The 21915-nt window shown below is 48.8% G+C and carries 23 protein-coding genes; 10 read left to right on the forward strand and 13 right to left on the reverse strand.

The genetic code is table 11. The annotated features are described in order from the left end of the window. Window positions 1-135 precede the first annotated feature (135 nt). From potF to LVQ79_RS11570, 8 genes are all read right to left on the reverse strand, one after another. The gene (gene potF / locus LVQ79_RS11535; RefSeq protein ID WP_232865039.1) at window positions 136-1260 is read right to left on the reverse strand and encodes a spermidine/putrescine ABC transporter substrate-binding protein PotF; all 1125 of its coding nucleotides are present in this window, start codon (window positions 1258-1260) and stop codon (window positions 136-138) included. Window positions 1261-1641: 381 nt separating this feature from the next. Further along, entirely contained in the window at window positions 1642-2127 is a 486-nt protein-coding gene (locus tag LVQ79_RS11540; protein WP_232865040.1) for a YbjN domain-containing protein, read from the reverse strand. A 227-nt stretch (window positions 2128-2354) separates the two neighbouring features. Next, a complete protein-coding gene (gene rimK, locus LVQ79_RS11545; RefSeq protein WP_232865041.1) occupies window positions 2355-3257 on the reverse strand; it encodes a 30S ribosomal protein S6--L-glutamate ligase in 903 nt (300 codons plus the stop codon). A gap of 64 nt (window positions 3258-3321) precedes the next feature. Further along, window positions 3322-4239, reverse strand: a complete 918-nt coding sequence (locus LVQ79_RS11550) for a LysR family transcriptional regulator (protein ID WP_232865042.1) — start codon at window positions 4237-4239, stop codon at window positions 3322-3324. 68 nt (window positions 4240-4307) lie between these two features. Beyond that, window positions 4308-5564: a nucleoside permease gene (locus LVQ79_RS11555; protein WP_232865149.1), complete on the reverse strand. Its 1257-nt coding sequence runs from the start codon at window positions 5562-5564 to the stop codon at window positions 4308-4310. Between the two features lie 43 nt (window positions 5565-5607). After that, window positions 5608-6435: a xanthosine phosphorylase gene (xapA, locus tag LVQ79_RS11560; RefSeq protein WP_232865043.1), complete on the reverse strand. Its 828-nt coding sequence runs from the start codon at window positions 6433-6435 to the stop codon at window positions 5608-5610. A gap of 273 nt (window positions 6436-6708) precedes the next feature. Then, window positions 6709-7431 carry an oxygen-insensitive NADPH nitroreductase gene (gene nfsA / locus LVQ79_RS11565; protein WP_232865044.1) on the reverse strand — a complete coding sequence of 241 codons (723 nt, stop codon included), beginning with the start codon at window positions 7429-7431 and terminating at the stop codon, window positions 6709-6711. Continuing rightward, complete coding sequence (locus tag LVQ79_RS11570) at window positions 7415-7714, reverse strand: YbjC family protein (RefSeq protein WP_151992756.1); 300 nt, start codon at window positions 7712-7714, stop codon at window positions 7415-7417. The genes nfsA and LVQ79_RS11570 overlap by 17 nt, the downstream gene beginning before the upstream one ends. A 136-nt stretch (window positions 7715-7850) precedes the next feature. Here LVQ79_RS11570 and LVQ79_RS11575 point away from each other — a divergent pair, with 136 nt between their 5' ends. Further along, window positions 7851-8123: a GrxA family glutaredoxin gene (locus tag LVQ79_RS11575; protein ID WP_034456459.1), complete on the forward strand. Its 273-nt coding sequence runs from the start codon at window positions 7851-7853 to the stop codon at window positions 8121-8123. A 44-nt stretch (window positions 8124-8167) separates the two neighbouring features. Here the strand turns inward: LVQ79_RS11575 and LVQ79_RS11580 are convergent, their stop codons facing one another. Continuing rightward, on the reverse strand, window positions 8168-8533 hold the full coding sequence (locus tag LVQ79_RS11580; RefSeq protein ID WP_232865045.1) for an inner membrane protein YbjM: 366 nt from the start codon (window positions 8531-8533) through the stop codon (window positions 8168-8170). A 303-nt stretch (window positions 8534-8836) separates the two neighbouring features. Between LVQ79_RS11580 and LVQ79_RS11585 the strand changes: the two genes are divergently transcribed. Next, a complete protein-coding gene (locus LVQ79_RS11585; protein WP_151992758.1) occupies window positions 8837-10519 on the forward strand; it encodes an aspartate:alanine antiporter in 1683 nt (560 codons plus the stop codon). Window positions 10520-10809: 290 nt separating this feature from the next. Continuing rightward, window positions 10810-11607 (forward strand): SDR family NAD(P)-dependent oxidoreductase, encoded by a 798-nt coding sequence (locus LVQ79_RS11590; protein WP_232865046.1) that lies wholly within the window; start codon window positions 10810-10812, stop codon window positions 11605-11607. A 19-nt stretch (window positions 11608-11626) separates the two neighbouring features. Here the strand turns inward: LVQ79_RS11590 and LVQ79_RS11595 are convergent, their stop codons facing one another. Further along, window positions 11627-12172 carry a TetR/AcrR family transcriptional regulator gene (locus LVQ79_RS11595; RefSeq protein ID WP_232865047.1) on the reverse strand — a complete coding sequence of 182 codons (546 nt, stop codon included), beginning with the start codon at window positions 12170-12172 and terminating at the stop codon, window positions 11627-11629. Between the two features lie 105 nt (window positions 12173-12277). Here LVQ79_RS11595 and LVQ79_RS11600 point away from each other — a divergent pair, with 105 nt between their 5' ends. Together LVQ79_RS11600 and LVQ79_RS11605 are read left to right on the forward strand one after the other, a co-directional pair. Next, entirely contained in the window at window positions 12278-13501 is a 1224-nt protein-coding gene (locus tag LVQ79_RS11600) for an MFS transporter (RefSeq protein WP_232865048.1), read from the forward strand. Beyond that, window positions 13498-14313: a Cof-type HAD-IIB family hydrolase gene (locus LVQ79_RS11605; RefSeq protein WP_151992762.1), complete on the forward strand. Its 816-nt coding sequence runs from the start codon at window positions 13498-13500 to the stop codon at window positions 14311-14313. Before LVQ79_RS11600 ends, LVQ79_RS11605 begins: the two co-directional genes overlap by 4 nt. A 40-nt stretch (window positions 14314-14353) precedes the next feature. On the opposite strand, the gene LVQ79_RS11610 is transcribed toward LVQ79_RS11605, so the two are convergent. Further along, the gene (locus LVQ79_RS11610; RefSeq protein WP_232865049.1) at window positions 14354-15472 is read right to left on the reverse strand and encodes an SLC13 family permease; all 1119 of its coding nucleotides are present in this window, start codon (window positions 15470-15472) and stop codon (window positions 14354-14356) included. Continuing rightward, window positions 15472-15942: a manganese-binding transcriptional regulator MntR gene (mntR, locus tag LVQ79_RS11615; RefSeq protein ID WP_034456468.1), complete on the reverse strand. Its 471-nt coding sequence runs from the start codon at window positions 15940-15942 to the stop codon at window positions 15472-15474. The genes LVQ79_RS11610 and mntR overlap by 1 nt, the downstream gene beginning before the upstream one ends. Window positions 15943-16132: 190 nt before the next feature. On the opposite strand from mntR, the gene mntS reads away from it, so the two are divergent. Both mntS and LVQ79_RS11625 read left to right on the forward strand, forming a co-directional pair. Further along, window positions 16133-16261, forward strand: a complete 129-nt coding sequence (gene mntS, locus LVQ79_RS11620; protein WP_034456469.1) for a manganase accumulation protein MntS — start codon at window positions 16133-16135, stop codon at window positions 16259-16261. A 316-nt stretch (window positions 16262-16577) separates the two neighbouring features. Next, window positions 16578-18164: a phosphoethanolamine transferase family protein gene (locus LVQ79_RS11625; RefSeq protein ID WP_232865050.1), complete on the forward strand. Its 1587-nt coding sequence runs from the start codon at window positions 16578-16580 to the stop codon at window positions 18162-18164. A gap of 68 nt (window positions 18165-18232) precedes the next feature. Here the strand turns inward: LVQ79_RS11625 and ompX are convergent, their stop codons facing one another. Continuing rightward, the gene (gene ompX / locus LVQ79_RS11630) at window positions 18233-18733 is read right to left on the reverse strand and encodes an outer membrane protein OmpX (protein WP_151992765.1); all 501 of its coding nucleotides are present in this window, start codon (window positions 18731-18733) and stop codon (window positions 18233-18235) included. A 369-nt stretch (window positions 18734-19102) separates the two neighbouring features. Here ompX and rhtA point away from each other — a divergent pair, with 369 nt between their 5' ends. The 3 genes from rhtA (at window position 19103) to glnH (ending at window position 21911) form a co-directional block, all read left to right on the forward strand. Further along, window positions 19103-19990, forward strand: coding sequence for a threonine/homoserine exporter RhtA (gene rhtA, locus LVQ79_RS11635; RefSeq protein ID WP_034456472.1), 888 nt, complete (start codon window positions 19103-19105; stop codon window positions 19988-19990). Between the two features lie 306 nt (window positions 19991-20296). Further along, entirely contained in the window at window positions 20297-20800 is a 504-nt protein-coding gene (gene dps, locus LVQ79_RS11640; protein ID WP_064517352.1) for a DNA starvation/stationary phase protection protein Dps, read from the forward strand. 364 nt (window positions 20801-21164) lie between these two features. Then, window positions 21165-21911, forward strand: a complete 747-nt coding sequence (gene glnH / locus LVQ79_RS11645) for a glutamine ABC transporter substrate-binding protein GlnH (protein WP_151992766.1) — start codon at window positions 21165-21167, stop codon at window positions 21909-21911. Window positions 21912-21915: the final 4 nt, after the last annotated feature.

A 21915-nucleotide genomic window follows, 5' to 3' on the forward strand; every position in this document is an offset into this window, starting at 1 on the left:
AGATAACACTTATACCCAAAATAATTCGAGTTGCAGGAAGGCGACCAGGCCGTAAGTCCCCAGGAGCATAGATAACTATGTGACTGGGGCGCACGGGTGCAGTCAACGCATCTGCGGCTTGAAGTATGACGGGTATTATTTGCCTGTTTTAACTTTAGTCCAGGCTCTGGTAATAACACGGTCAACTTTTGGAGACTGCACGCCCTGAGTGAACAGCTTGGCACGCACATCTGCCGGTGGATAAATTCCCGGGTTATCGCGAATTTCAGCGTTTAACAGCGGCGTCGACTCTTTGTTCGCATTAGCGTAATAAACATGATTACTGATATTCGCTACCACATCCGGTCGCATCAAATAGTTAAGGAACTGATACGCTTCGTCTTTATTTTTCGCATCTGCGGTCATTGCGAACATATCGAAGTACACCATCGCCCCTTCTTTAGGAATGGTATAAGCAATATTCACGCCATTTTTTGCTTCTTTGGCGCGGTTTGCTGCCTGGAGAATATCGCCGGACCAGCCGATCGCTACACAGATGTCGCCGTTAGCCAGGTCATTGATATATTGGGATGAGTGGAAATAACGAATAGACGGGCGCAGTTTCAGCAGCAGATCGTTCGCAGCTCCGGTGTAATCTTTCGGATCGGTACTGTTTGGATCTTTGCCAAGGTAATGCAGGACCGACGCGTAAACTTCACTTGGTGCATCAAGGAAGGAAACACCACAGCTTTTCAGCTTCTCAAGATTTTCTGGTTTCAGGATAAGATCCCAGCTATCAACCGGCGCGTCTTTGCCCAATGCCGCTTTCACCTTTTCGACGTTGTAGCCGATACCGGTGGTTACCATCATGTACGGAATGCCGTATTTATTGTCGTGGTCGTTATGGGCCACCAGCTTAAGCATTTCCGGATCGAGGTTTTTGTAATTCGGTAGTTTGCTTTTATCAAGAGGCTGGAAAATACCGGCCTGAGCCTGACGCTCAAGGAACTGAGAAGATGGCACCACAAGATCATAGCCAGTGCTGCCCGCCATCAACTTCCCTTCCAACACTTCGTTGGAGTCGAAAACGTCATACACCACTTTAATGCCAGTTTCTTTGGTGAAATTTGCCAGCGTATCCGGCGCAATATAATCAGACCAGTTATAAACGTGCAGCGTCTTTTGTTCCGCAGCAAATGTGGTAGCAGAAACAGCCATTAGCGCTGTCATCAGCGCACCTGCCACCACACCGGATAACAATTTTTTACGTTGGGTAAACATATGTGATTCCTTCTGAAAAAGTCTAATTCCCGCTTTCGCGAGCATAATTTACTCAATCATACTTTTACGCATTTTCTTCTCGCTTTTGGCACATGCAAGAATCATGCATCTCTATGCAAACTGCAGTAAAAAAAGTACAGACGCCTTGCTGCAGATGTTGCACGCTTGTAGCGTCCCGCAAGAATAACTGTAGCCAGACTTCGAGACTATAGCCCAAGCAGAAAAGTGACTTTTATCAATTTTTTAACCATAAAACATCTATGGTATGGCGCAAAACTGGCAGGAGTGGCGAGAATAATTCTGGTCGGAGGCTAAGAAGGCAGAATAAAAAAACGTGGAACGCAGCGGGTATAGTAGCCGCTGCGGTTAAGAATGAAACAATTAGTGAAGAAAGTGAGTTTGAATAACTGTGCCATCTTCTTGTTCTTCATCTGCATCAGAGATAAAGAGCAGTTGGTTTGCGCAGGCTTCCAGAATCACCATTGATATTTGCTCTTCGCTCTGTTTTACAAAGGCAGCAAACTGTTCGCGGGTAATTCCGACGGACGCTTGTAGCGACTGGCAAACGACCAGCTTAGGTAAATTGTCGTCCTGGATATCCAGGAACGCTTTCACGGTTAACGAACTGGCATTAATAGAAGACAAATCAGATGCCAGTGGCAACAGAGCAGATGGCTTTACTTCAGCCAACGCTGAAAACAAGACGATATCGTCGACTAGATCGATTTTCGCATCATAGACACCATCGAAATTCTGCATATGCGGCAGATGGAGCGCCTGGCATGTATCGCACTCGAAGATGGTCACACCGATTTCGTCCAGCCAGCGGCGTAAGATGTCCAGAGTAGGGACAACGAGTGAATCCATAAATGCCGTAGCCTCTTTTAAAGGGAGATAAAGTCGCATAATACCCAAAATATTTCGAGTTGCATCGCGGCGGCAAGAGAACGAATCCCGATGAGCTTACATAAGTAAGTGATTCGGGTGAGTGAACGCAGCCAACAAAGATGCAGCTTGAAATATGAGGGGTATAGCTTACGCAAAAATGGCGGCTCATACTAATTTTATGCGCCCAATGGCGCATTCGCTCGAATTTAGCCGCCGGTTTTCAGGCAATAGCCCGGCTGCGCTTGCTGCTCAATCCATTGGATCATTAATGTCGCGATATCGACTCCACTTGTCTTTTCAATACCTTCAAGACCAGGTGACGCGTTAACCTCCATCACCAATGGGCCACGTTCAGCACGTAAGATATCCACCCCTGCGACATCCAGACCCAGGGTCGCCGCCGCATGTAAGGCGATTTCTCGCTCACGATCTGTAATGGAGACCTGATTCGCCACCCCGCCGCGGTGCAAATTGGAGCGGAAATCCCCCGGTTTTGCCTGACGTTCAATTGCGGCAACGACTTTATTACCCACTACCAGGCAACGAATATCCCTGCCCTGCGCTTCTTTTATATATTCTTGCACCAGAATATGGGCATTCAGACCGCGAAATGCATCTATTACACTTTCCGCCGCCTGGCGCGTTTCGGCTAACACCACGCCAATTCCCTGGGTACCTTCCACCAGTTTCACCACCAGTGGCGCACCGCCTACCATGTCAATTAAATCGCTGGTGTCATCAGGCGAATGGGCAAAACCGGTGACCGGCAGGTCAATCCCCTGACGAGCCATTAACTGCAATGATCGCAACTTGTCCCGCGCGCGCGTAATGGCAACCGATTCGTTGAGCGGGTAACTACCTAACATCTCAAACTGACGCAACACCGCCGTGCCGTAGAAAGTGATCGCGGAGCCAATACGTGGAATTACCGCATCATAATGAGGAAGCTGGCGGCCTTTATAGTGCACTGATGGTGCAGACGGATTGATGTTCATGTAACAAGAAAGGGGATCGATAATTTCGACTGCATGACCACGGCGTGACGCCGCTTCACGTAGACGTTTACAAGAATAAAGCGTTCCATCCCGGGATAAAATGGCGATTTTCACCCTGCACCTCAGCGTTTCCAGTCCAATAATGACAGCGCAACTATCATATCACTGCCATCTGGTTTCAACGAACGGGCAATGTGTCTGGCGACTGCTTTAACACGTCGATTAAATGACGCGTTGTAGATGCCAAATGATGCGGATCGTACACCACATAAAGATCTGCCGGGATCGCTTTTGTCAGCGGACGGAAGGTGACACCCGGCCAACTCATCTGCGCGTAACTATCGGCCATAATAGTCAACCCTATACCGATGCTGACCAGCGCCAGTACGGTCTGCGGCTCAACTGCTTCTCTGACAATACGAGGCGAAAAACCCGCTTCGCGACATACACCTTGCAAAAACGTCCAGTCAGAATGCACCGCAGTCATAGTGACAAATGGTTCATGGCGCAGTGACTCAATATCAATAGCAGCTTGTTTCGTCAGCGGATGTTTATCTGGCAAAGCAACAAGGAACGTAGCGTCATGTAGTTTTTCACTTCGTAGACCCGGAGGAGGATTGGTTTCCATGCGCCAGATACCGGCGTCAATTTCGTGACGCTCAATCAAGGAGATTTGATCTCCCGGCGACTTCTCGCGAAACAGAATATCAATAGCCGGAAAATCAGCGATAAACTGTTGTAACCCAAGACGTAACCCACCCCAAATAGCCGTACCAACAATTCCCAAATGAATGCGCCCGCCTTCACCACGACCAATTTGTTCTACCCTGGCCAATGCAAGGTTTGCGCTGTCGAGCAATCGACGGGTCTCTTCAAGCAAGATTTCGCCCGCGTGTGTCAACGCAACGCTGCGTGAATGGCGAATAAACAAAACGGTACCGAGTTGAGACTCAAGCTCTTTGATATGGAAACTCAGTGGTGGCTGGGACATGTTTAGCCGCAAGGCCGCTTTGCCAAAGTGCAACTCTTCCGCCACTGCCTGGAAATAGCGCAGAAGTTTTAAGTCTGTACGGTATGTTCGCTGTGAAATAGTCATGGGGCTCCCTATGTTCTGGCAGCCCCATACGTTAGCACTCCTGCTGCTCGCTGTAATCCGGCCGACTGTTAATGTGCGACCGGTGCCGAAGCCTTAAGTGTTGGGTTGTGGCGATACTGGAAACTAAAGTGGAAGATAACCGCCAGTACTAACGCATATCCGGCAAACACCAACCAGATTGTGGTCCAGTCTTTGGCGCCATCAACGCTGAAGTAGTCCACGACATATCCGCTGAGAATCGCACCGAGATAGGCACCAATTCCGTTGACCATCGTCATAAACAACCCCTGAGCACTGGCTCGAATACGCGAATCCACTTCTTGCTCCACAAACACGGAACCGGAGATATTAAAGAAGTCGAACGCACAACCGTAAACCACCATCGAAAGCAGCAGTAAAACGAAGCCAAAGGCAGACGGATCGCCCCAGGCAAACAACGCAAAGCGCAGCACCCAGGCCACCATACTCATCAACATCACCTGCTTGATACCAAAACGGCGCAGGAAGAATGGGATGGTGAGGATAAAGGCCACTTCCGACATTTGCGAAACCGATAGCAAAATCGATGGATACTGAACCACGAAGCTATCAGCAAATTCAGGATTACGCGCAAAATCGTGCAGGAATGGGTTGCCAAAAGTATTGGTAATCTGCAACACCGCGCCTAACAACATGGCAAATAAGAAGAAAACAGCCATGCGCGGGTTCTTGAACAATACAAAAGCATCAAGCCCCAGGCGGCTTACCCAAGTACGAGAGATCCCACCTTTCACCACTGGTATAGTTGGCAAAGTTAGTGAGTAGAGGGCCAGCGCTAATGACGCTCCAGCTGCAATATAAAGCTGAAGATTGCTAAGTTCAAAGCGCATCAGACTCACGGTCCACATTGCGGCGATAAAACCGATGGTGCCGAAGACGCGGATCGGTGGGAAATGGCTGACAGTATCCAGCCCTGCTTTTTCGAGGCTGGCATAAGAAATAGTATTCGATAGTGCAATTGTGGGCATAAATGCCATCGCATTACCCAGCATCACCCAAAACATCAGGCCCGGCTGATTAATGCTGGCCGCCCAGGCTAGCATTGCCGCACACACCAGGTGGCAGAGCGCATAAACGCGATTCGCCGGCAGCCATTTATCGGCAATAATCCCAACGATTCCCGGCATTAACAGCGCAGCAATTCCCTTAGTGCTATACACCATACCGACATCTGCCCCTCGGAATCCGAGGGTATTAATCATGTACGAACCCAGCGTGACCAGCCAGGCCCCCCAGATGAAATACTGCAAAAACAACATGATTTTCAATCGAGGTTGAATCGCCATACCGTTAATCGCCATGTGTTTTACCTAGTGTGTTGGAAGTGCCTCAGGCGAGTTTGCCCAGGAAACCGCAAATCAGATTGATAAAGTTCTGGCGCGAAAGTGCTGCAGCCGCCAGGGTTTGCGCGTGGGAGAGCTGCACACTGCCAAGACCTTCTGCGAGGTTAGTAATTGCCGAAACTGCGACAACTTTCAGGCCACAATGGCGTGCACTGATCACCTCAGGCACCACTGACATACCTACCACATCACCACCGATGATTTGCATCATGCGAATTTCAGCCGCGGTTTCAAAATTCGGGCCAGGGTAAGAAACAAATACGCCCTCAGTTAGCGGGAAGCCCTGCTCTTTTGCGACCTGCTGTAAAACGCCACGGTAATCCGCGTCATAGGCATTTGCCAGTGAGAAGAAACGCTCGCCGAAACGGTCATCGTTAGGGCCGACGGTTGGCGTGCCAGGCATGGTATTAATATGGTCGTTCAACGCAACCAGGCTACCAGGGCCGACTTCCGGGCGTAACGAACCGGCGGCGTTAGTTGAGAACAGAATTTCGCAACCGAGTAATTTGAAGGTACGAATCGCGTTAGTCATCACCGACATACCGCGCCCTTCGTAGAAATGACCGCGTCCCTTCATGCAGGCGACGGGAACACCAGCAAGCGTACCGACCACCAGTTCACCCGCATGGCCATGTACGGTGCTTACCGGGAAACCAGGCAGTTCGTCATAAGGGAAAACAACGGCCTGTTCGATTTTCTCAGCCAGTTCACCCAGGCCGGAACCGAGAATGAAAGCCACGCGTGGCACCAGGCCATTAATGCGGGAACGGATAATATCTGCGGCGTAGTACGGGGAGTTGTCAAGAGTCGGCATCGGGTGCTCCATGTCATGTGACGAATAATCAGAGTTAGCGTTAACTCAGTTATACCGACTGACAATGGTGCAAAACCAATACCGTTTGGGCGGGTGATTGATAGCGAAAATGTATTGATTGGCTGTGGCGAGTGCCATATTGAGGAAGACTCTAAATAATTCGAGTTACAGGTAGGCGGCAAGGGAGCAAATCCCCAGGAGCTTACTCAAGTAAGTGACTGGGGTTTGTGAGTGCAGCCAACACCCCTGCAACTTGAAGTATGACGAGTCAGTTTATCGAGTCGCCCAGCCTTGTTTGTGCAGATACTCCAGAATAAATGGACGGTTCTCTTTAATGATGGTGCGGCGAATATGGTCGCTCCAGGTGTCGCGTCGCGCGTTGCTATCACGGGAAAGATAGTACTGCGCCATCTCTTCGTCGTATTCCGCCAGCACGTTTTCATCAACCGGCTGATAGCTGTTTTCATGCATGATCATCGCGGCTGGAATGCGCGGTTTGATACCGTGATCTTCATCAGGCCAGCCCAGACATAAACCAAACAGCGGTAAAACATGTTTTGGGATGTTCAGCAATTCCGTTACCGCTTCGATGTTATTGCGCAGCCCACCGATGTAAACGCCACCCAACCCCAGCGACTCTGCCGCAGTAAAGGCGTTTTGAGCCAAAATCGCAGTATCAACCGCGCCGAGTAAAAGTTGTTCCGCAAGCCCAAGTTGAGCTTCCGGGCAGATTTGCAGATGGCGGTTAAAGTCGGCGCAAAAAACCCAAAACTCTGCGGCTTGTGCGACATGCTTTTGGCCGCCAGTAAGCTGAACAAGTTGCTCACGAAGGGATTTGTCGGTGATGCGAATAATCGAAGTACATTGTAAAAAACTGGAACTGGAGGCCGCCTGGGCACTGGCAATAATTGCTGCACGCTGTTCATCTGTTATCGGCGCATCGGTGAAACGGCGCACAGAACGGTGTGAACGCAGCAGATCAATGGTCGGCGTCATCGTGTTTATCCTTTGGCTTGTCTGAATGAGATTTATCGAGTGGGGCCTGGCCTTTGGTCAGCAGCGGCGCAACGTTTTGAGCCATCGCCCAAACCATAAATGCTGCCGCCGGGAGCATCAGCGCAATGCCTAAAAATACCATGATGATAGCCGCTGTGGCATTCCCAAAGGGTGCGGATAAAGTCACGTAACCGTTCAGGGAAAGATATGACAGCAGTAAAAAAGCGATACCGATAACTTCGAGGATTAACACAGGTTTCGGTAACGCACCGAGTGAACGCATCCGCTTGTCTCCACAGACTGTATAGGTAGCGAGTATTATATTAACAGGTAACACCTTCTTTCCATTCGCAACAGTTAGCGGCATTATAGTTGCCATTCGCCGGTACGTATCGGCCACAAAAAATAAAGGAGATTCCATGTTTGCAGTAATCTTTGGTCGCCCAGGCTGCCCATATTGTGTTCGTGCTAAAGAGTTGGCTGAGAAATTGACCGCTGAGCGTGATGACTTCAACTTCCGTTATGTTGATATCCATGCGGAAGGTATCAGCAAAGCCGATCTGGAAAAAACCGTAGGCAAACCTGTTGAAACTGTACCGCAGATTTTCCTCGACCAGAAACACATCGGCGGCTGCACTGATTTTGAAGCTTACGCTAAAGAGCACCTGAGCTTGTTCCAGAACGCAGAATAAGCAGCAGACAGAAAGTAAAAAACCGGCTCACTGAGCCGGTTTTTTTATCGCCGCTGACGGCGGAGCACGCTACGAAGAAACAAATAGCACAATGCTCCAAGAGCACACCAAAACACAGCACTAAACATCCAGGCCATTTCTTGCCAGAACGTTCGCGTTGGCGAGAGCCAAAAGTGAATGATTAACAGACAAAACGGTGAAGCCAGTACTGCGCCCATCAGCGGTTTGATCACTCGGCCATGGCGTGAAAACACGCTAGCGATAACACCCGGAAGGATAAAAAACAGCAATCCCCACTCAGAATGTTTATCACCCGGGTAGCTGCTGGCGGCACTCAACTTTTGAGACAAAAACACACCAACAAACAACACGAAGCAACAAATGACTCCGAACCAACGTTGTCCACGCATGAACACACATCCTCCTGACGATCGCTTGTATCGAACTTAAATTTACGGCTCTGCACGCAGAAACCTTGCCCCAGTTAGATAAAGTCTCAGCAATCCCTGCTAGAAAATAGGTAGCGCAATTAGCACAATATTCTTACTAGCCGTAAAACTTCATAAAGATTAAACTAACGGCTATTATCAGGTCTGCGCACTGGATATTTTAATGCACTAGAAATACATTAAATTGCGTCGTAATTAGTAGAAACCCTAACGCAAAAAACCATTTCTTTCAACAAGTTACTAGTAAACAAGAAGTTACCCTTCGTGAATATAAACGTCGCAGATTTGTTAAGCGGGAATTACATCCTGTTATTATTTGTTGTTCTGACCTTAGGTTTATGCCTGGGTAAATTACGCCTTGGGCCAGTCCAACTAGGTAATTCCATTGGTGTTTTAGTAGTCTCTTTATTACTCGGCCAACAACATTTTTCCATTAACACAGACGCCCTAAATCTGGGTTTTATGTTGTTCATTTTTTGTGTCGGAGTAGAAGCTGGGCCAAACTTTTTTTCAATTTTCTTCCGCGATGGCAAGAATTACTTGATGCTGGCACTGGTGATGGTGGGAACCGCCATGTTGCTTGCCTTAGGGTTGGGGAAACTCTTTGGCTGGGATATTGGCCTCACAGCGGGGATGCTCGCAGGCTCAATGACCTCAACGCCAGTGTTGGTTGGTGCAGGTGATACCTTGCGACATTCGGGTGCCGCTGGCACCCAATTAGCGACATCGCTCGATAACCTCAGCCTCGGCTACGCGCTAACCTATCTTATCGGCCTGGTCAGTCTAATTGTTGGTGCACGTTACCTGCCAAAACTTCAACACCAGGATTTGCAGACCAGCGCGCAACAAATCGCCCGCGAACGTGGCCTGGACACCGATGCCGCACGTAAAGTCTACCTTCCTGTTATTCGCGCCTATCGCGTAGGTTCTGAGTTGGTCGCCTGGGCTGATGGTAAAAACCTGCGTGAGCTGGGAATTTATCGCCAGACCGGTTGCTACATCGAACGTATCCGCCGTAACGGCATTCTGGCAAATCCGGATGGTGACGCAGTGCTGCAAAAGGGTGATGAAATCGCGCTGGTAGGTTACCCGGATGCGCATTCACGCCTCGATCCAAGTTTCCGTAACGGTAAAGAGGTTTTCGATCGCGACTTGCTGGATATGCGCATCGTTACTGAAGAAATTGTGGTGAAAAACCACAATGCTGTCGGTCGCCGCCTTGGGCAATTAAAGCTGACCGATCACGGCTGCTTCCTGAACCGCGTTATCCGTAGCCAGATTGAAATGCCTATCGACGATAATATCGTGCTTAACAAAGGCGACGTTTTACAGGTCAGCGGTGATGCCCGCCGCGTAAAAACCGTTGCTGAACGTATTGGCTTTATCTCGATTCACAGCCAGATAACTGACCTGCTCGCCTTCTGCGCCTTCTTCATTATTGGCCTGATGATCGGCATGATCACCTTCCAGTTCAGCTCGTTCAGTTTTGGCGTCGGCAACGCTGCAGGCTTGCTATTCGCCGGTATCATGCTCGGCTTCCTGCGAGCCAACCACCCGACATTCGGCTATATCCCGCAAGGGGCGCTGAATATGGTGAAAGAATTCGGCCTGATGGTATTTATGGCCGGCGTCGGCCTAAGCGCCGGTAGTGGCATTGGCAACGGCCTGGGTGCCGTTGGCGGGCAAATGTTGATTGCTGGGCTTATCGTAAGTCTGGTGCCCGTTGTTATCTGCTTCCTTTTCGGTGCATATGTTTTACGTATGAACCGCGCATTGCTATTTGGGGCAATGATGGGTGCACGTACCTGCGCACCAGCGATGGAAATCATCAGCGACACTGCGCGCAGCAACATTCCAGCCCTTGGGTACGCCGGGACTTACGCTATCGCTAACGTGTTGTTAACGCTGGCGGGGACACTTATCGTAATCATATGGCCCGGTTTGTGATCGGTGCCGCAGACAAAGAAAAAAGATTTTTTTATGACAGTGCGAACTTTTTGCCTGGGGCAAAGTCTTAATTAGTGCCACTGCTTTTCTTTGATGTCCCCAATTTGTGGAGCCCATCAACCCCGCCTCTTTGGTTCAAGGTTGATGGGTTTTTTATTGCCTGAAATTTGAGTTCTGTTTTAAATCATAAAGTTAGATACCCTCCTGAAACCGACACGCCATCACCTGCGCCAATATCTGTACATCGTCCATAATTTTGAATAGTACGATTTAGTGAAGAGGAACTCGAAATGTTACTTAACGGCAAAGTAGCTGTGATCTTCGGTGGTAGTGGAGCCATCGGCAGCGCGGTTGCGCATGTGATGGCGCGAGAGGGGACGCATGTGTATTTAGGCGCACGCAGTCAGGAAAAGTTGAACCGGGTTGCTGATGATATCCGCGCAGCAGGAGGAAGCGTCGAAACATTCAATATCGACGTGCTCGATGAACAGTCAACAATTGAGCGAACTGCGCAACTTGCCCAGCAGACCGGTGGCTTTGATGTGGTGATAAACACAACCGGTTTTGTGCATGACCAGGGAAAGAGTGTTATTGAATTATCCCTGGCGCAGTTTAGAGAAGGGTTTGACCCGTTCCTCACAGCTCAATTCAATATTTCAAAAGCAGTTGCTCCGCATATGGGCGGCAAACGCGCGGGAAGTATCCTGACGGTAGTGGCTCCCGCAGGCGTAATGGCGATCCCCGGCCACTCTGGCCACATCGTCGGCTGCGCGGGCATTGAAGCGTTTGTCAAAGCTCTCGCCTGCGAACTTGCTCCCAAAAATATCCGCGTTATCTGCGTGCGTTCACATGCGCTTGTCGGCGCGGTTGAGGCAGGTTCCTACACCAACGAAGTGTTCGCTTCTAAGGCACAAGCAATGGGAATAACCGTGGAGCAGTGGGTGGGAGGTGCGGCGCAAAGCACCATGTTGAAACGCCTGCCAACGCTTTCACAAGTAGCCGAACTTATGGCATTTCTGGCGTCAGATCATGCAGGTGCAATGACTGCAACGGTGGTCAATATGACGGCGGGCACAACAACGACATAACGGGTTTAAAATTCAATCCCTAGCCTACAATTTTCGCCAGCATTCTTCTGAGGTCTTCACGACTCAGCGGATTCCTGTCGGTCACATAATGTAGCGTCATACCTTCGATAAAAGCATCCAACGCGCGTGCGGTCATCGGGTCAAAGAAGGTTTCCAGCACTTGTTGGCTGCGGCACATCCAGTCCTGCATGATGATTTTTAGTGCCGGGTTACGGTTGGCGTAAGCGTAAAGCTGATACATCACCTGCATATTGTACGACGTGGCAATTTTCTCCCCGCAAATCATATCAACTATTGCTTCGCATGCTTCGTCACGATCACGAGCTTGTTCCATACGGGCGCGGTAATCGTCTGACATCTGATATGCAAACTGCGTGAACGCTTCGCTCAGTAGCGATTCGATGCCGTCAAAATAATAGGTCATTGATCCTAAAGAAACGTCCGCCGCATCGGCAATTTTACGGTGGGTAATATGACTAATACCGTGTTCTACCAGCATATCAAGCGTGGCTTGCAAAATACGCTCTCGCCGGTCTGGATCGTTGCGCCTTGGGGCTTTGCTCATCTTTTTCGCTCGCTAATAACTGACTAAAAGAGTTTACCAGGCAATATGTACAAATGTACACAAACTTGCTAGTGTAATTTGTATTCGCCGCCAACCGGTATTTCCATGTCAGCCGTCATTCCTAACCGCAAATCTACTCAACTTCGCACCTGGGCGCTGTTCGCCTTCTTTTTTCTGCCTGGCCTGGTTATGGCCTCCTGGGCCACACGAACTCCAGCCATTCGCGACACGTTAAGTGTTTCGACTGCGGGTATGGGGATTGTGTTGTTTGGCCTATCGGTGGGCTCGATGAGCGGAATTTTATGCTCGGGCTGGCTGGTTAAGCGTTTTGGGACTCGCAATATCATCCGCAGCGGTATGACATTAATGGTAACCGGCATGCTGGTGATGGGCGTTGCGCTATTCCTTTCGTCACCTGTGCTGTTCGCACTCGGCCTGGCCATTTTGGGAGCCGGACTTGGATCAGCGGAAGTAGCGATGAACGTCGAAGGAGCCATTGTTGAAGGGTTGCTGAAAAAGACCGTGTTACCGATGATGCATGGTTTCTATAGCCTGGGCACCCTTGTAGGTGCGGGTATCGGTATGAGTTTAACCGCCCTCAATTTCAGCGCGTATGGGCACTTATTAGTGATTGGCCTACTCGTCATTACGCCAATTGTTATTGCCATTACGGCCATTCCGCATGGAGTAGGTAAGAGCAACACAGCCGTAGATGCAGAAAACCCACACGAGCCCCACCCGCCCTTTTATAAAGATCTGCAGCTGATATTAATCGGCACCATTGTGCTGGCGATGGCATTCGCCGAAGGCTCAGCGAATGACTGGCTGCCGCTTTTGATGGTCGATGGCCACGGTTTTAACCCAACATCTGGCTCGATGATTTATGTCGGCTTTACTCTGGGCATGACAGTCGGGCGTTTTACAGGCGGCTGGTTTATTGACCGTTATAGCCGCGTGACGGTAGTGCGAGCCTGTGCGTTGATGGGTATTTTGGGTATTGGTCTAATCATCTTTGTCGATAACGCCTTTGTGGCGGGCATTTCTGTCATTTTGTGGGGATTGGGCACCTCGCTCGGTTTCCCATTAACCATTTCGGCCGCAGGTGATACCGGCCCAGATCCGGCGACTCGCGTAAGCGTGGTTGCTGCATCGGGTTATATTGCCTTCCTGGTGGGGCCACCACTGCTTGGCTTCCTCGGTGAACATTACGGCCTGCGCCTTGCCATGTTAGTCGTATTAAGTTTGATGGTCGTCGCAGCACTAGTCGCGAAAGCCGTCGCAAAACCAACAGATCTTGTTACTAATTCGCTTGAAGGGAGAGTTCGATGAGTGTGAAATTAATTGCCGTCGACATGGATGGTACGTTCCTGAACGATAACAAAGAGTACAACCGCGCACGCTTTGCTGAACTTTATGCACAGATGAAAGAGCAAGGGATTCGTTTTGTGGTCGCCAGCGGCAACCAGTATTTCCAGTTGATTTCATTTTTCCCGGAGATTGCCCACGAGATCTCTTTCGTTGCCGATAACGGCGGCTGGGTGGTGAGTGAAGAAAAAGATATCTTTAATGGCGAGCTAACAAAGCAACAATTCAACACGGTTATAGACCACCTGCTGACATTGCCGCATGTGGATATCATCGCCTGCGGCAAGCGCAACGGCTATACCCTGAAAAGTTATGACGACGCCTTTATCACCATGGCGCGTAGCTACTATCACCGCCTGGAGTTGGTAGAAAACTTCTCGAATCTGGATGATGTGTTCTTTAAGTTCGCGCTGAATCTGCCTGATAGCCTGTTAGATGACACCATGAGCTCCCTGTCTGAAATTCTCGACGGTGTGATGGTGCCGGTCACCAGTGGTCACGGCTCGATTGACCTGATTATTCCTGGTATCCATAAAGCCAACGGTTTGCGGATATTGCAGGAAAAATGGGGTATTGATGACAGCGAAGTTGTGACTTTTGGCGACGGCGGCAACGATATAGAAATGCTGCGCCAGGCCAAATATGGTTTTGCGATGGCAAATGCCCCTGAAAAAATCAAACAGATCGCGTCTTATCAGGCTGGGCATTGCAACCAGCAAGGTGTGCTGGATGTGATTGAAAAAGTTCTGAAGAAAGAAGCGCCGTTTAACGCGTAATACGAAGCGAGGGGCGGCAAAGCCCCTCTCCTCTGCCGTCCTAAAATTGCTTTAGTAGCACCAGCAGACCGTAACCTATGGCAGCCGCCCACAACAGCATCGGCAATGAATAGTAGTGAAAGCGTATCCAGATGCGGCGATCGTTAGCCATGCGCAGAGCTATCAGATTTGCCAACGACCCCGGCAGCAGGCCAAAACCGCCAATGTTTACCGCAAAAGCGAGCAGCACTGAGACTGGAACGTAATTGAGCAGTAAAATGGTTGATGGAACATTGCTGATAAATTGCGATAAACCTATGCCCAGTGCAAACAAACCGCCACTTGAAAGCTGATTAATCCCCGCCAGTGCATGTTGTAATACCGGCAGTTGCGTTATCAGGTAAACGTCGATAAACATCACCATAAACACCAGCAGCAAACTCCAGTCGATACTCAGTAACACCCGGCGCGCCAATAGCAAAAAACCTATCGCCACCACGGCTAGCCCCCAGTTCTCCTGCTTTAACTCCAGCGAAACAATAAATACAACGTAAAGTGCCACGCAGCTCAGCACCAATCGTGGCTGCCACTCATGGCGTTTATCGTGAGTCTGATAGATAAGCTTTTTATTAGGGAAGCAGAACCAGCATAACAGAAGCAAACTGGTCATTATCGCCAGCGCCAGCGGGGCCATTTGCCAGGTGAATTCGCCAAACGATAAACCCGCCCGCCCCCACAGCAAAATATTCTGCGGATTTCCAATCGGCGTGAGCAGCGACCCGGCATTCACCGCCAGGGCTTCAAATATGATGAGTCGACTAATCGGTATCGCACATAGTTTTTTCAGCGTAATGGTCAACGGAACAATAATAAACAACGCAACATCATTGGTCAGAAACGTAGAAAGCAGAGCCGCTGCGCTGACCAAAAACATCGCCAGGGTTCGTTCGTTATCAAAACGCTTCACCATGCGGCGGCCCAGCACATCGAAATAACCGCTTAGCTCCACGCCTTTGGTCAACATCATTAAACCTGCGAGCGTAATGATGGTATGCCAGTCGATAGCGTGAACCCAACGCTTCGGCTGAAAGGGCGCAACAAAACTCAGCGCCACACCGACAAGCAGCAATAGATGAAGAAAGCGATCGCGAGCAAATGGCCGAACAAGGTTGAGCAACATTACTGCGTGAATCCTCGCTTCTCACTAAACAGGCGAAATGCTTCCAGCGTCTCTTCACTAACGTGGTGCTCAACACCTTCGGCGTCAATTCTTGCAGTTTCTGCACTAATACCCAGCGCGAGGAAAAAGTTTTCGACGATCTGATGACGTTCACGACTCATTTGCGCCAGTTTCTCCCCTTCCGGAGTCAGAAACACACCGCGCCATGGAATTTGTTCAATAAGCCCAACCGAGGCGAGTCTTTTTAACATTTTTGCAACTGTTGGTTGGGAGACCCCCAGACGTGCGGCCATATCAACCTGGCGGACTTCGCCGACCTCGCGAATCAAATCAGAGATCAGCTCAACATAATCATCAATTAATTCACGGCGATGCGCTTCCCGCACCTGCCTAAAGCCTTCGACATGCTCTTCAACATTTACCAACGGCATCACTTTCTGTTTATTTTTTTGGCCCGCAGTACGGCTCATGATGCTTCCTCTAACAGTGGCACGGCATCGTCCAATGACGACATTTGGCCCCATTGTAAACCAGCATCACCCAAGCACAAAAATTTAACGAATTAGCAATAGCTATACAATATAGCCTGTGCTATATCTGTATGTAATGCAGTCAGCCTTTAAAGGATCTAAGGGCAGCAGATGTTAAGAGGAGGAAAAAATGAACGAATTTAAGAGGTGTATGAGCGTGTTTACACATTCCCCGTTTCAAGTGCGGCTGATGCTGCTCAATATGTTGTGTGATTGGGTTTCCGGGAAACCACAGCAGGGCGAAAAACCGAAGTCATAGGCAGTCGCCCTGCCTTCTTTCACATCAGTCTGGCTTATATCACCCCGCGTGTTTGTAACTTTTCATTTCCGTAGATACTCTGAATTTATCGTTTAGCCGCGCTTTAACCTTACCATTTGTCGGTTTTGTAACGCGCTTCGCAAAACACATTTCTGTTATCAGTTGATCTTCTTATCGTCCCGCTCTATCTTCTTGCAGCCCTGCACATGAAGCGGCTCGCAGATGCGGTCCAGTTTCCCTTCTTTTCCGTCTGTCAGGCAGGTTCTTACCCTCGTCGCCAGGGTTTTCGCATGGCGTTTAGTAGATCTCGATAAACATGAATTTAACGGTTAAAGATACCCTGACGACCCGCGCAATTGCGCTCAATCCGTGGACTGGCTTTTATTTCCTGCAGTCGTTACTGATTAACTTCGCACTCGGTTATGAATTTAGCATTCTCTATGCAGTCGCATTTAGTTGCGTATTAATGCTGCTGTGGCGTAGCGCGCCCAAATTACAAAAAGGTTTGCTGGCGATTTGTAGCCTGATTGCTGCAATGTATTTCCCTTTTGGCCAGGCCTACGGCTCGCCGAACTTTAATACCCTGCTTGCCTTGCACTCGACCAACTTCGAAGAATCCACGGAATTGATGACTATTTTCCCGTGGTATAGCTATTTGGTGTCAGTGTTTATTCTGGTGCTCGGTGTTATCGCCGTGCGTCGCAAAGTCACGCCGAAAAAAAGAGCATGGTGCCATTTCGACAGTTTATGTCTGGTGGTGAGCGTGGTCTGCTTCTTTGTCGCACCAGTACAAAACCTGGCTTACGGTGGCGTGTTTAAAATCAAAGACTCTGGTTATCCGGTATTCCGCTTTGTTAAAGATGTGGTGGTTAACAACCAGGAAGTAATCGACGAGCAAACCCGCATGCAGGCCTTCTCACAAATGAAGGACACCTGGAATGTGCTGGCGGTTAAACCGAAGTACCAAATTTATGTAGTGGTGATTGGCGAAAGCGCGCGTCGCGATGCGTTAGGTGCATTCGGCGGTCACTGGGATAACACCCCGTTCGCAAGCCAGGTGAATGGCAATATCTTCATGGATTATGTATCAGCCAGTGGTTCCACACAGAAATCGTTGGGCATGACGCTTAACCGCGTCATTGATGGTAAACCGCAGTATCAGGACAACATTATTACGCTGGCAAACCGCGCTGGTTTCCAGACCTGGTGGTTCTCAAACCAGGGGCAAATTGGTGAATACGATACAGCCATTGCCAGCATCGCCAAGCGTGCTGATGAAGTACAGTTCCTGAAAAGTGGGGATTTTGAAGCGGATAAAAATACCCGTGACGAAGCGCTGCTTAAAATGACAGCTCAAGTATTTGCTAGCCCTCGCACCACTCCGCAACTGATTGTGTTGCATTTGATGGGTTCACATCCCCAGGCTTGCGACCGTACACAGGGTAAATATAAAGATTTCGTTCAGTCGAAAGAGACCTCTTGTTATATCTACAGCATGACGCAAACCGACGACCTACTAAAACAGCTCTATCAGCAGCTGCAAAATAGCGGTGAAAGTTTCTCGATGGCTTACTTCTCCGATCACGGTCTTGCCATCAAAGAACGCGGCACCAAGGTGCAGTATCTGGCGCATGATGATGAGTTCCAGCAAAACTTCCAGGTACCGTTTATGGTGCTATCAAGTGATGATAAAGAACATCGCCAGATAAAAGCACGGCGTTCAGCGAACGATTTCCTGAATTTCTTCTCAGCATGGACGGGGATTAAAACCAAAGAGTTAACGCCAAAGTACAAGTTCATTTCTGAGCAGAATGCGGGGCCTGTCTACATCACCAACTTTAAGCTTAAGAAGGTGGACTATACTCATTTGCAGACGGATGTGTTTGAAACTAAAACACGCTAACTCAAATTGCAGAGATAAAAAAATCCGCCACTATGGGCGGATTTTTATTTTCACTAGTTAAAGTGAAATTAGAAGCGGTAACCCACGCCTGCGATCCAGGTGCCAACATCAACATTACGGATGCGGCTCTGCTCGTAGGAAACGTCCAGGGCAACGTTTTCAATTGGGTTGAACTGCATACCTGCGCCGTAAGAGAAACCGTAGTCGCTGGTGTTTGTATCAGTTGCGCCAGTAGTCTGGAATTTACCGTAACCAACACCGACTACACCGTAGATGCTTGCCCAATCGTTGATGCGGTAAGCAGGACCAGCAGTGATGCCGTAGTATTGTGATTTATTGTAAGCGTCAGCTTCGCTGCGGTTTTTCTCGGTGTAAGTGAAAGAACCGATGTAACCCAGCGGGGTGTCGTTTTCATAACGGTATTTCAGGTTGAAACCGCCTGCTTTGTTAGCTTTGCCCTGCATATCGCTTTGTGCGTAGCCACCAGTTACGGTGCTAGCTGCAGATGCGGTACCAACGGAAACGGCCAGAACACAAGCCAGTGCTGAAAGACATGCAATTTTTTTCATAATCCACCTCAAATGTGCTTCAAGTAACTTCTAAGTTTTTAATATATCAAAATTGTGTAAGAAACTCTGCGACATTTACGTTGTCTAACGATTCCTTTCCTGTAACAGAACATTTCCATTACATCGTAGTCCCTTCAATTTGCAGCGCTTTTAACCAAAAACGCGCTAATTATTGGCATGAATCGCAACATCGTCATCCAGATAATTCTTAAACTGTTCTGAACAAAACTTACGCAATCAGGCTGTTATGGTACTGCATCAGACAATTATTTTTTTCAATGAATTCTCAACCAGCCATAACTTATTCATTTACACTGGGGTTACTTTTATTTTCTTGACCGAATTAGACACTGACTGACAGGAAGCAGGATGCCGCTATCGCCACGTAAAACCCCAGTTTGGTTACCCATCGTCGTTCTTTTAATTGCTATGACCTCAATTCAAAGTGGCGCTTCACTTGCGAAATCTTTGTTCCCATTGGTTGGTGCACCGGGCGTTACAGCACTGCGTCTTGCGTTGGGTACGCTAATTTTGGTGGTGATTTTCAAACCATGGCGTTTGCGTTTTAAAGCAGAACAACGTTTCCCCTTGCTGATGTATGGCCTTGCTCTTGGTGGAATGAACTACCTCTTCTATTTATCTATTCAGACTGTTCCCTTGGGTATTGCCGTCGCACTGGAGTTCACCGGCCCGCTTGCGGTAGCGTTGTTTGCATCGCGCCGTGCCGTTGATTTTGTCTGGGTAATTCTGGCGGTACTCGGCTTGTGGTTCCTGCTGCCGCTCGGGCAGTCAATTTCGAGCGTTGACTTAGCGGGGGCCGCTTTTGCTTTGGGTGCAGGTGGCTGCTGGGCGATTTATATTCTGTTCGGCCAAAAAGCGGGGGCCGATCACGGCCCGGCAACGGTGGCTTTCGGGTCGTTAATCGCGGCTGTTATCTTTGTGCCAATTGGCGCCTGGCAGGCGGGTGAAGCGCTTTGGCACTGGTCACTAATACCGCTCGGTTTGGGTGTTGCAATTTTGTCGACGGCACTGCCCTACTCTCTGGAAATGATCGCTCTGACGCGCTTACCGACACGCACTTTTGGTACTCTGATGAGCATGGAGCCTGGGCTTGCGGCGCTGTCTGGCATGCTGTTCCTTGGTGAACATCTGACGCTTGTACAATGGCTTGCTCTACTATCAATTATCGCAGCGTCCATTGGTTCAACACTGACCATCAAACGTGAAGCTCAGATTACCAGCGTTGACGTAAATTAATTCCCCATATTATTTACCGTGGTTATTGTGACCACGGTAAATATTCTCCCTCGATCAAGTCTTTATATTTAGACTTATTCTTAGATACAAACAAAAATTATTCCCATTTAATAATCACGCTTTTTTTATTCCAGTAACGCCTCGCGGCAATAAATTTAAAATCCATTACTAACAATCAGTTACTAAAATCCATCCTGAAACTGCTATTTGTCTGATAGGTATAACCTGCTCCATTAAAATCAAAATCCGGTGCTATACTTATTTCCGGTAATTCAATTAGACATAACATCAAGAGGAAGAAAGATTATGACTACCGCTAAACTGGTAAAAACCAAATCTACTAACCTACTGCATACCCGTAATGATGTTGCAGACAGCGAAAAGAAAGCTACCGTTGAGCTGCTTAATCGCCAGGTCATTCAGTTCATTGATTTGTCGTTAATTACCAAGCAAGCGCACTGGAACATGCGTGGCGCTAACTTTATTGCCGTCCATGAAATGCTCGACGGCTTCCGTACAGCACTCACAGATCACCTTGATACCATGGCAGAACGCGCTGTTCAGCTCGGTGGTGTCGCACTGGGTACCACACAGGTCATTAACAGCAAAACTCCGCTGAAGAGCTATCCGCTGGATATTCACAGTGTGCAGGATCACCTGAAAGAGTTGGCTGACCGTTACGCGATTGTGGCAAACGATGTGCGTAAGGCAATTAGCGAAGCGAAAGACGAAGATACTGCTGATATTCTGACCGCCGCATCGCGCGATTTGGATAAGTTCCTGTGGTTTATCGAGTCGAATATCGAATAATTGCTAGCAGTTTGTTACTCCATCCTCCCTTTTTAGGGAGGATGGTTGCACTATTTTAGCGCATGAAATTGTTTATCCCTGCCGCATAAGTTACTCAATTGTAATAATCACCTCACACAATCGTTAACAGACGATTGTTTTGCCGCCTTAATATGCGGTAAAACTACACTTCGCCCTCTCGCAATACTTCGCGCACCATAATTGGGCACCAATACAGTGCACTGCAACCCGCTTGCAACCATTATTGTGCAATGTTACATATTCACATCCTTGCAAAAACAGTAGCTTGAAAAGCTGGCATGATTTTTCCATGTTGCGGCTTACTGATGCAGGGGATTGCCCCATGGATAAACAAGGAAATGCTATGAAGTCGATTTTGAAAGTTTCACTGGCTGCACTCACCCTGGCTTTTGCGGTTTCTTCCCACGCTGCTGAGAAGCAACTGGTCGTAGCGACCGACACCGCATTCGTTCCTTTCGAATTTAAACAAGGCGACAAGTACGTCGGTTTTGATATCGATTTATGGGATGCAGTAGCAAAAGAATTAAAACTTGATTACACCCTTAAGCCAATGGATTTCAGCGGCATCATTCCTGCGCTGCAGACCAAAAACATTGACCTGGCATTGGCTGGCATCACCATTACCGAAGAACGTAAAAAAGCGATCGAATTCTCTGATGGCTACTACAAAAGCGGCCTGTTAGTGATGGTTAAAGCTGACAACGACTCAGTAAAAAGCGTGAAAGATCTCGATGGTAAAGTGGTTGCGGTTAAGAGCGGCACCGGTTCTGTTGATTACGCGAAAGCCAACATCAAAACTAAAGACCTGCGTCAGTTCCCGAACATCGACAATGCATATATGGAACTGGGTACCAACCGTGCTGATGCAGTACTGCACGACACCCCGAATATCCTGTACTTCATCAAAACTGCAGGCCAGGGCAAGTTCAAAGCTGTTGGCGACTCTCTGGAAGCACAGCAATACGGCATCGCCTTCCCTAAAGGCAGCGATGACCTGCGCGTGAAAGTGAACGGCGCACTGAAAACGTTGAAAGAGAACGGCAAGTACAACGAAATCTACAAAAAATGGTTCGGCACTGAGCCAAAATAATAAT

This window comes from Buttiauxella cochleicola (assembly GCF_021282405.1).
Classification (GTDB): domain Bacteria; phylum Pseudomonadota; class Gammaproteobacteria; order Enterobacterales; family Enterobacteriaceae; genus Buttiauxella; species Buttiauxella massiliensis.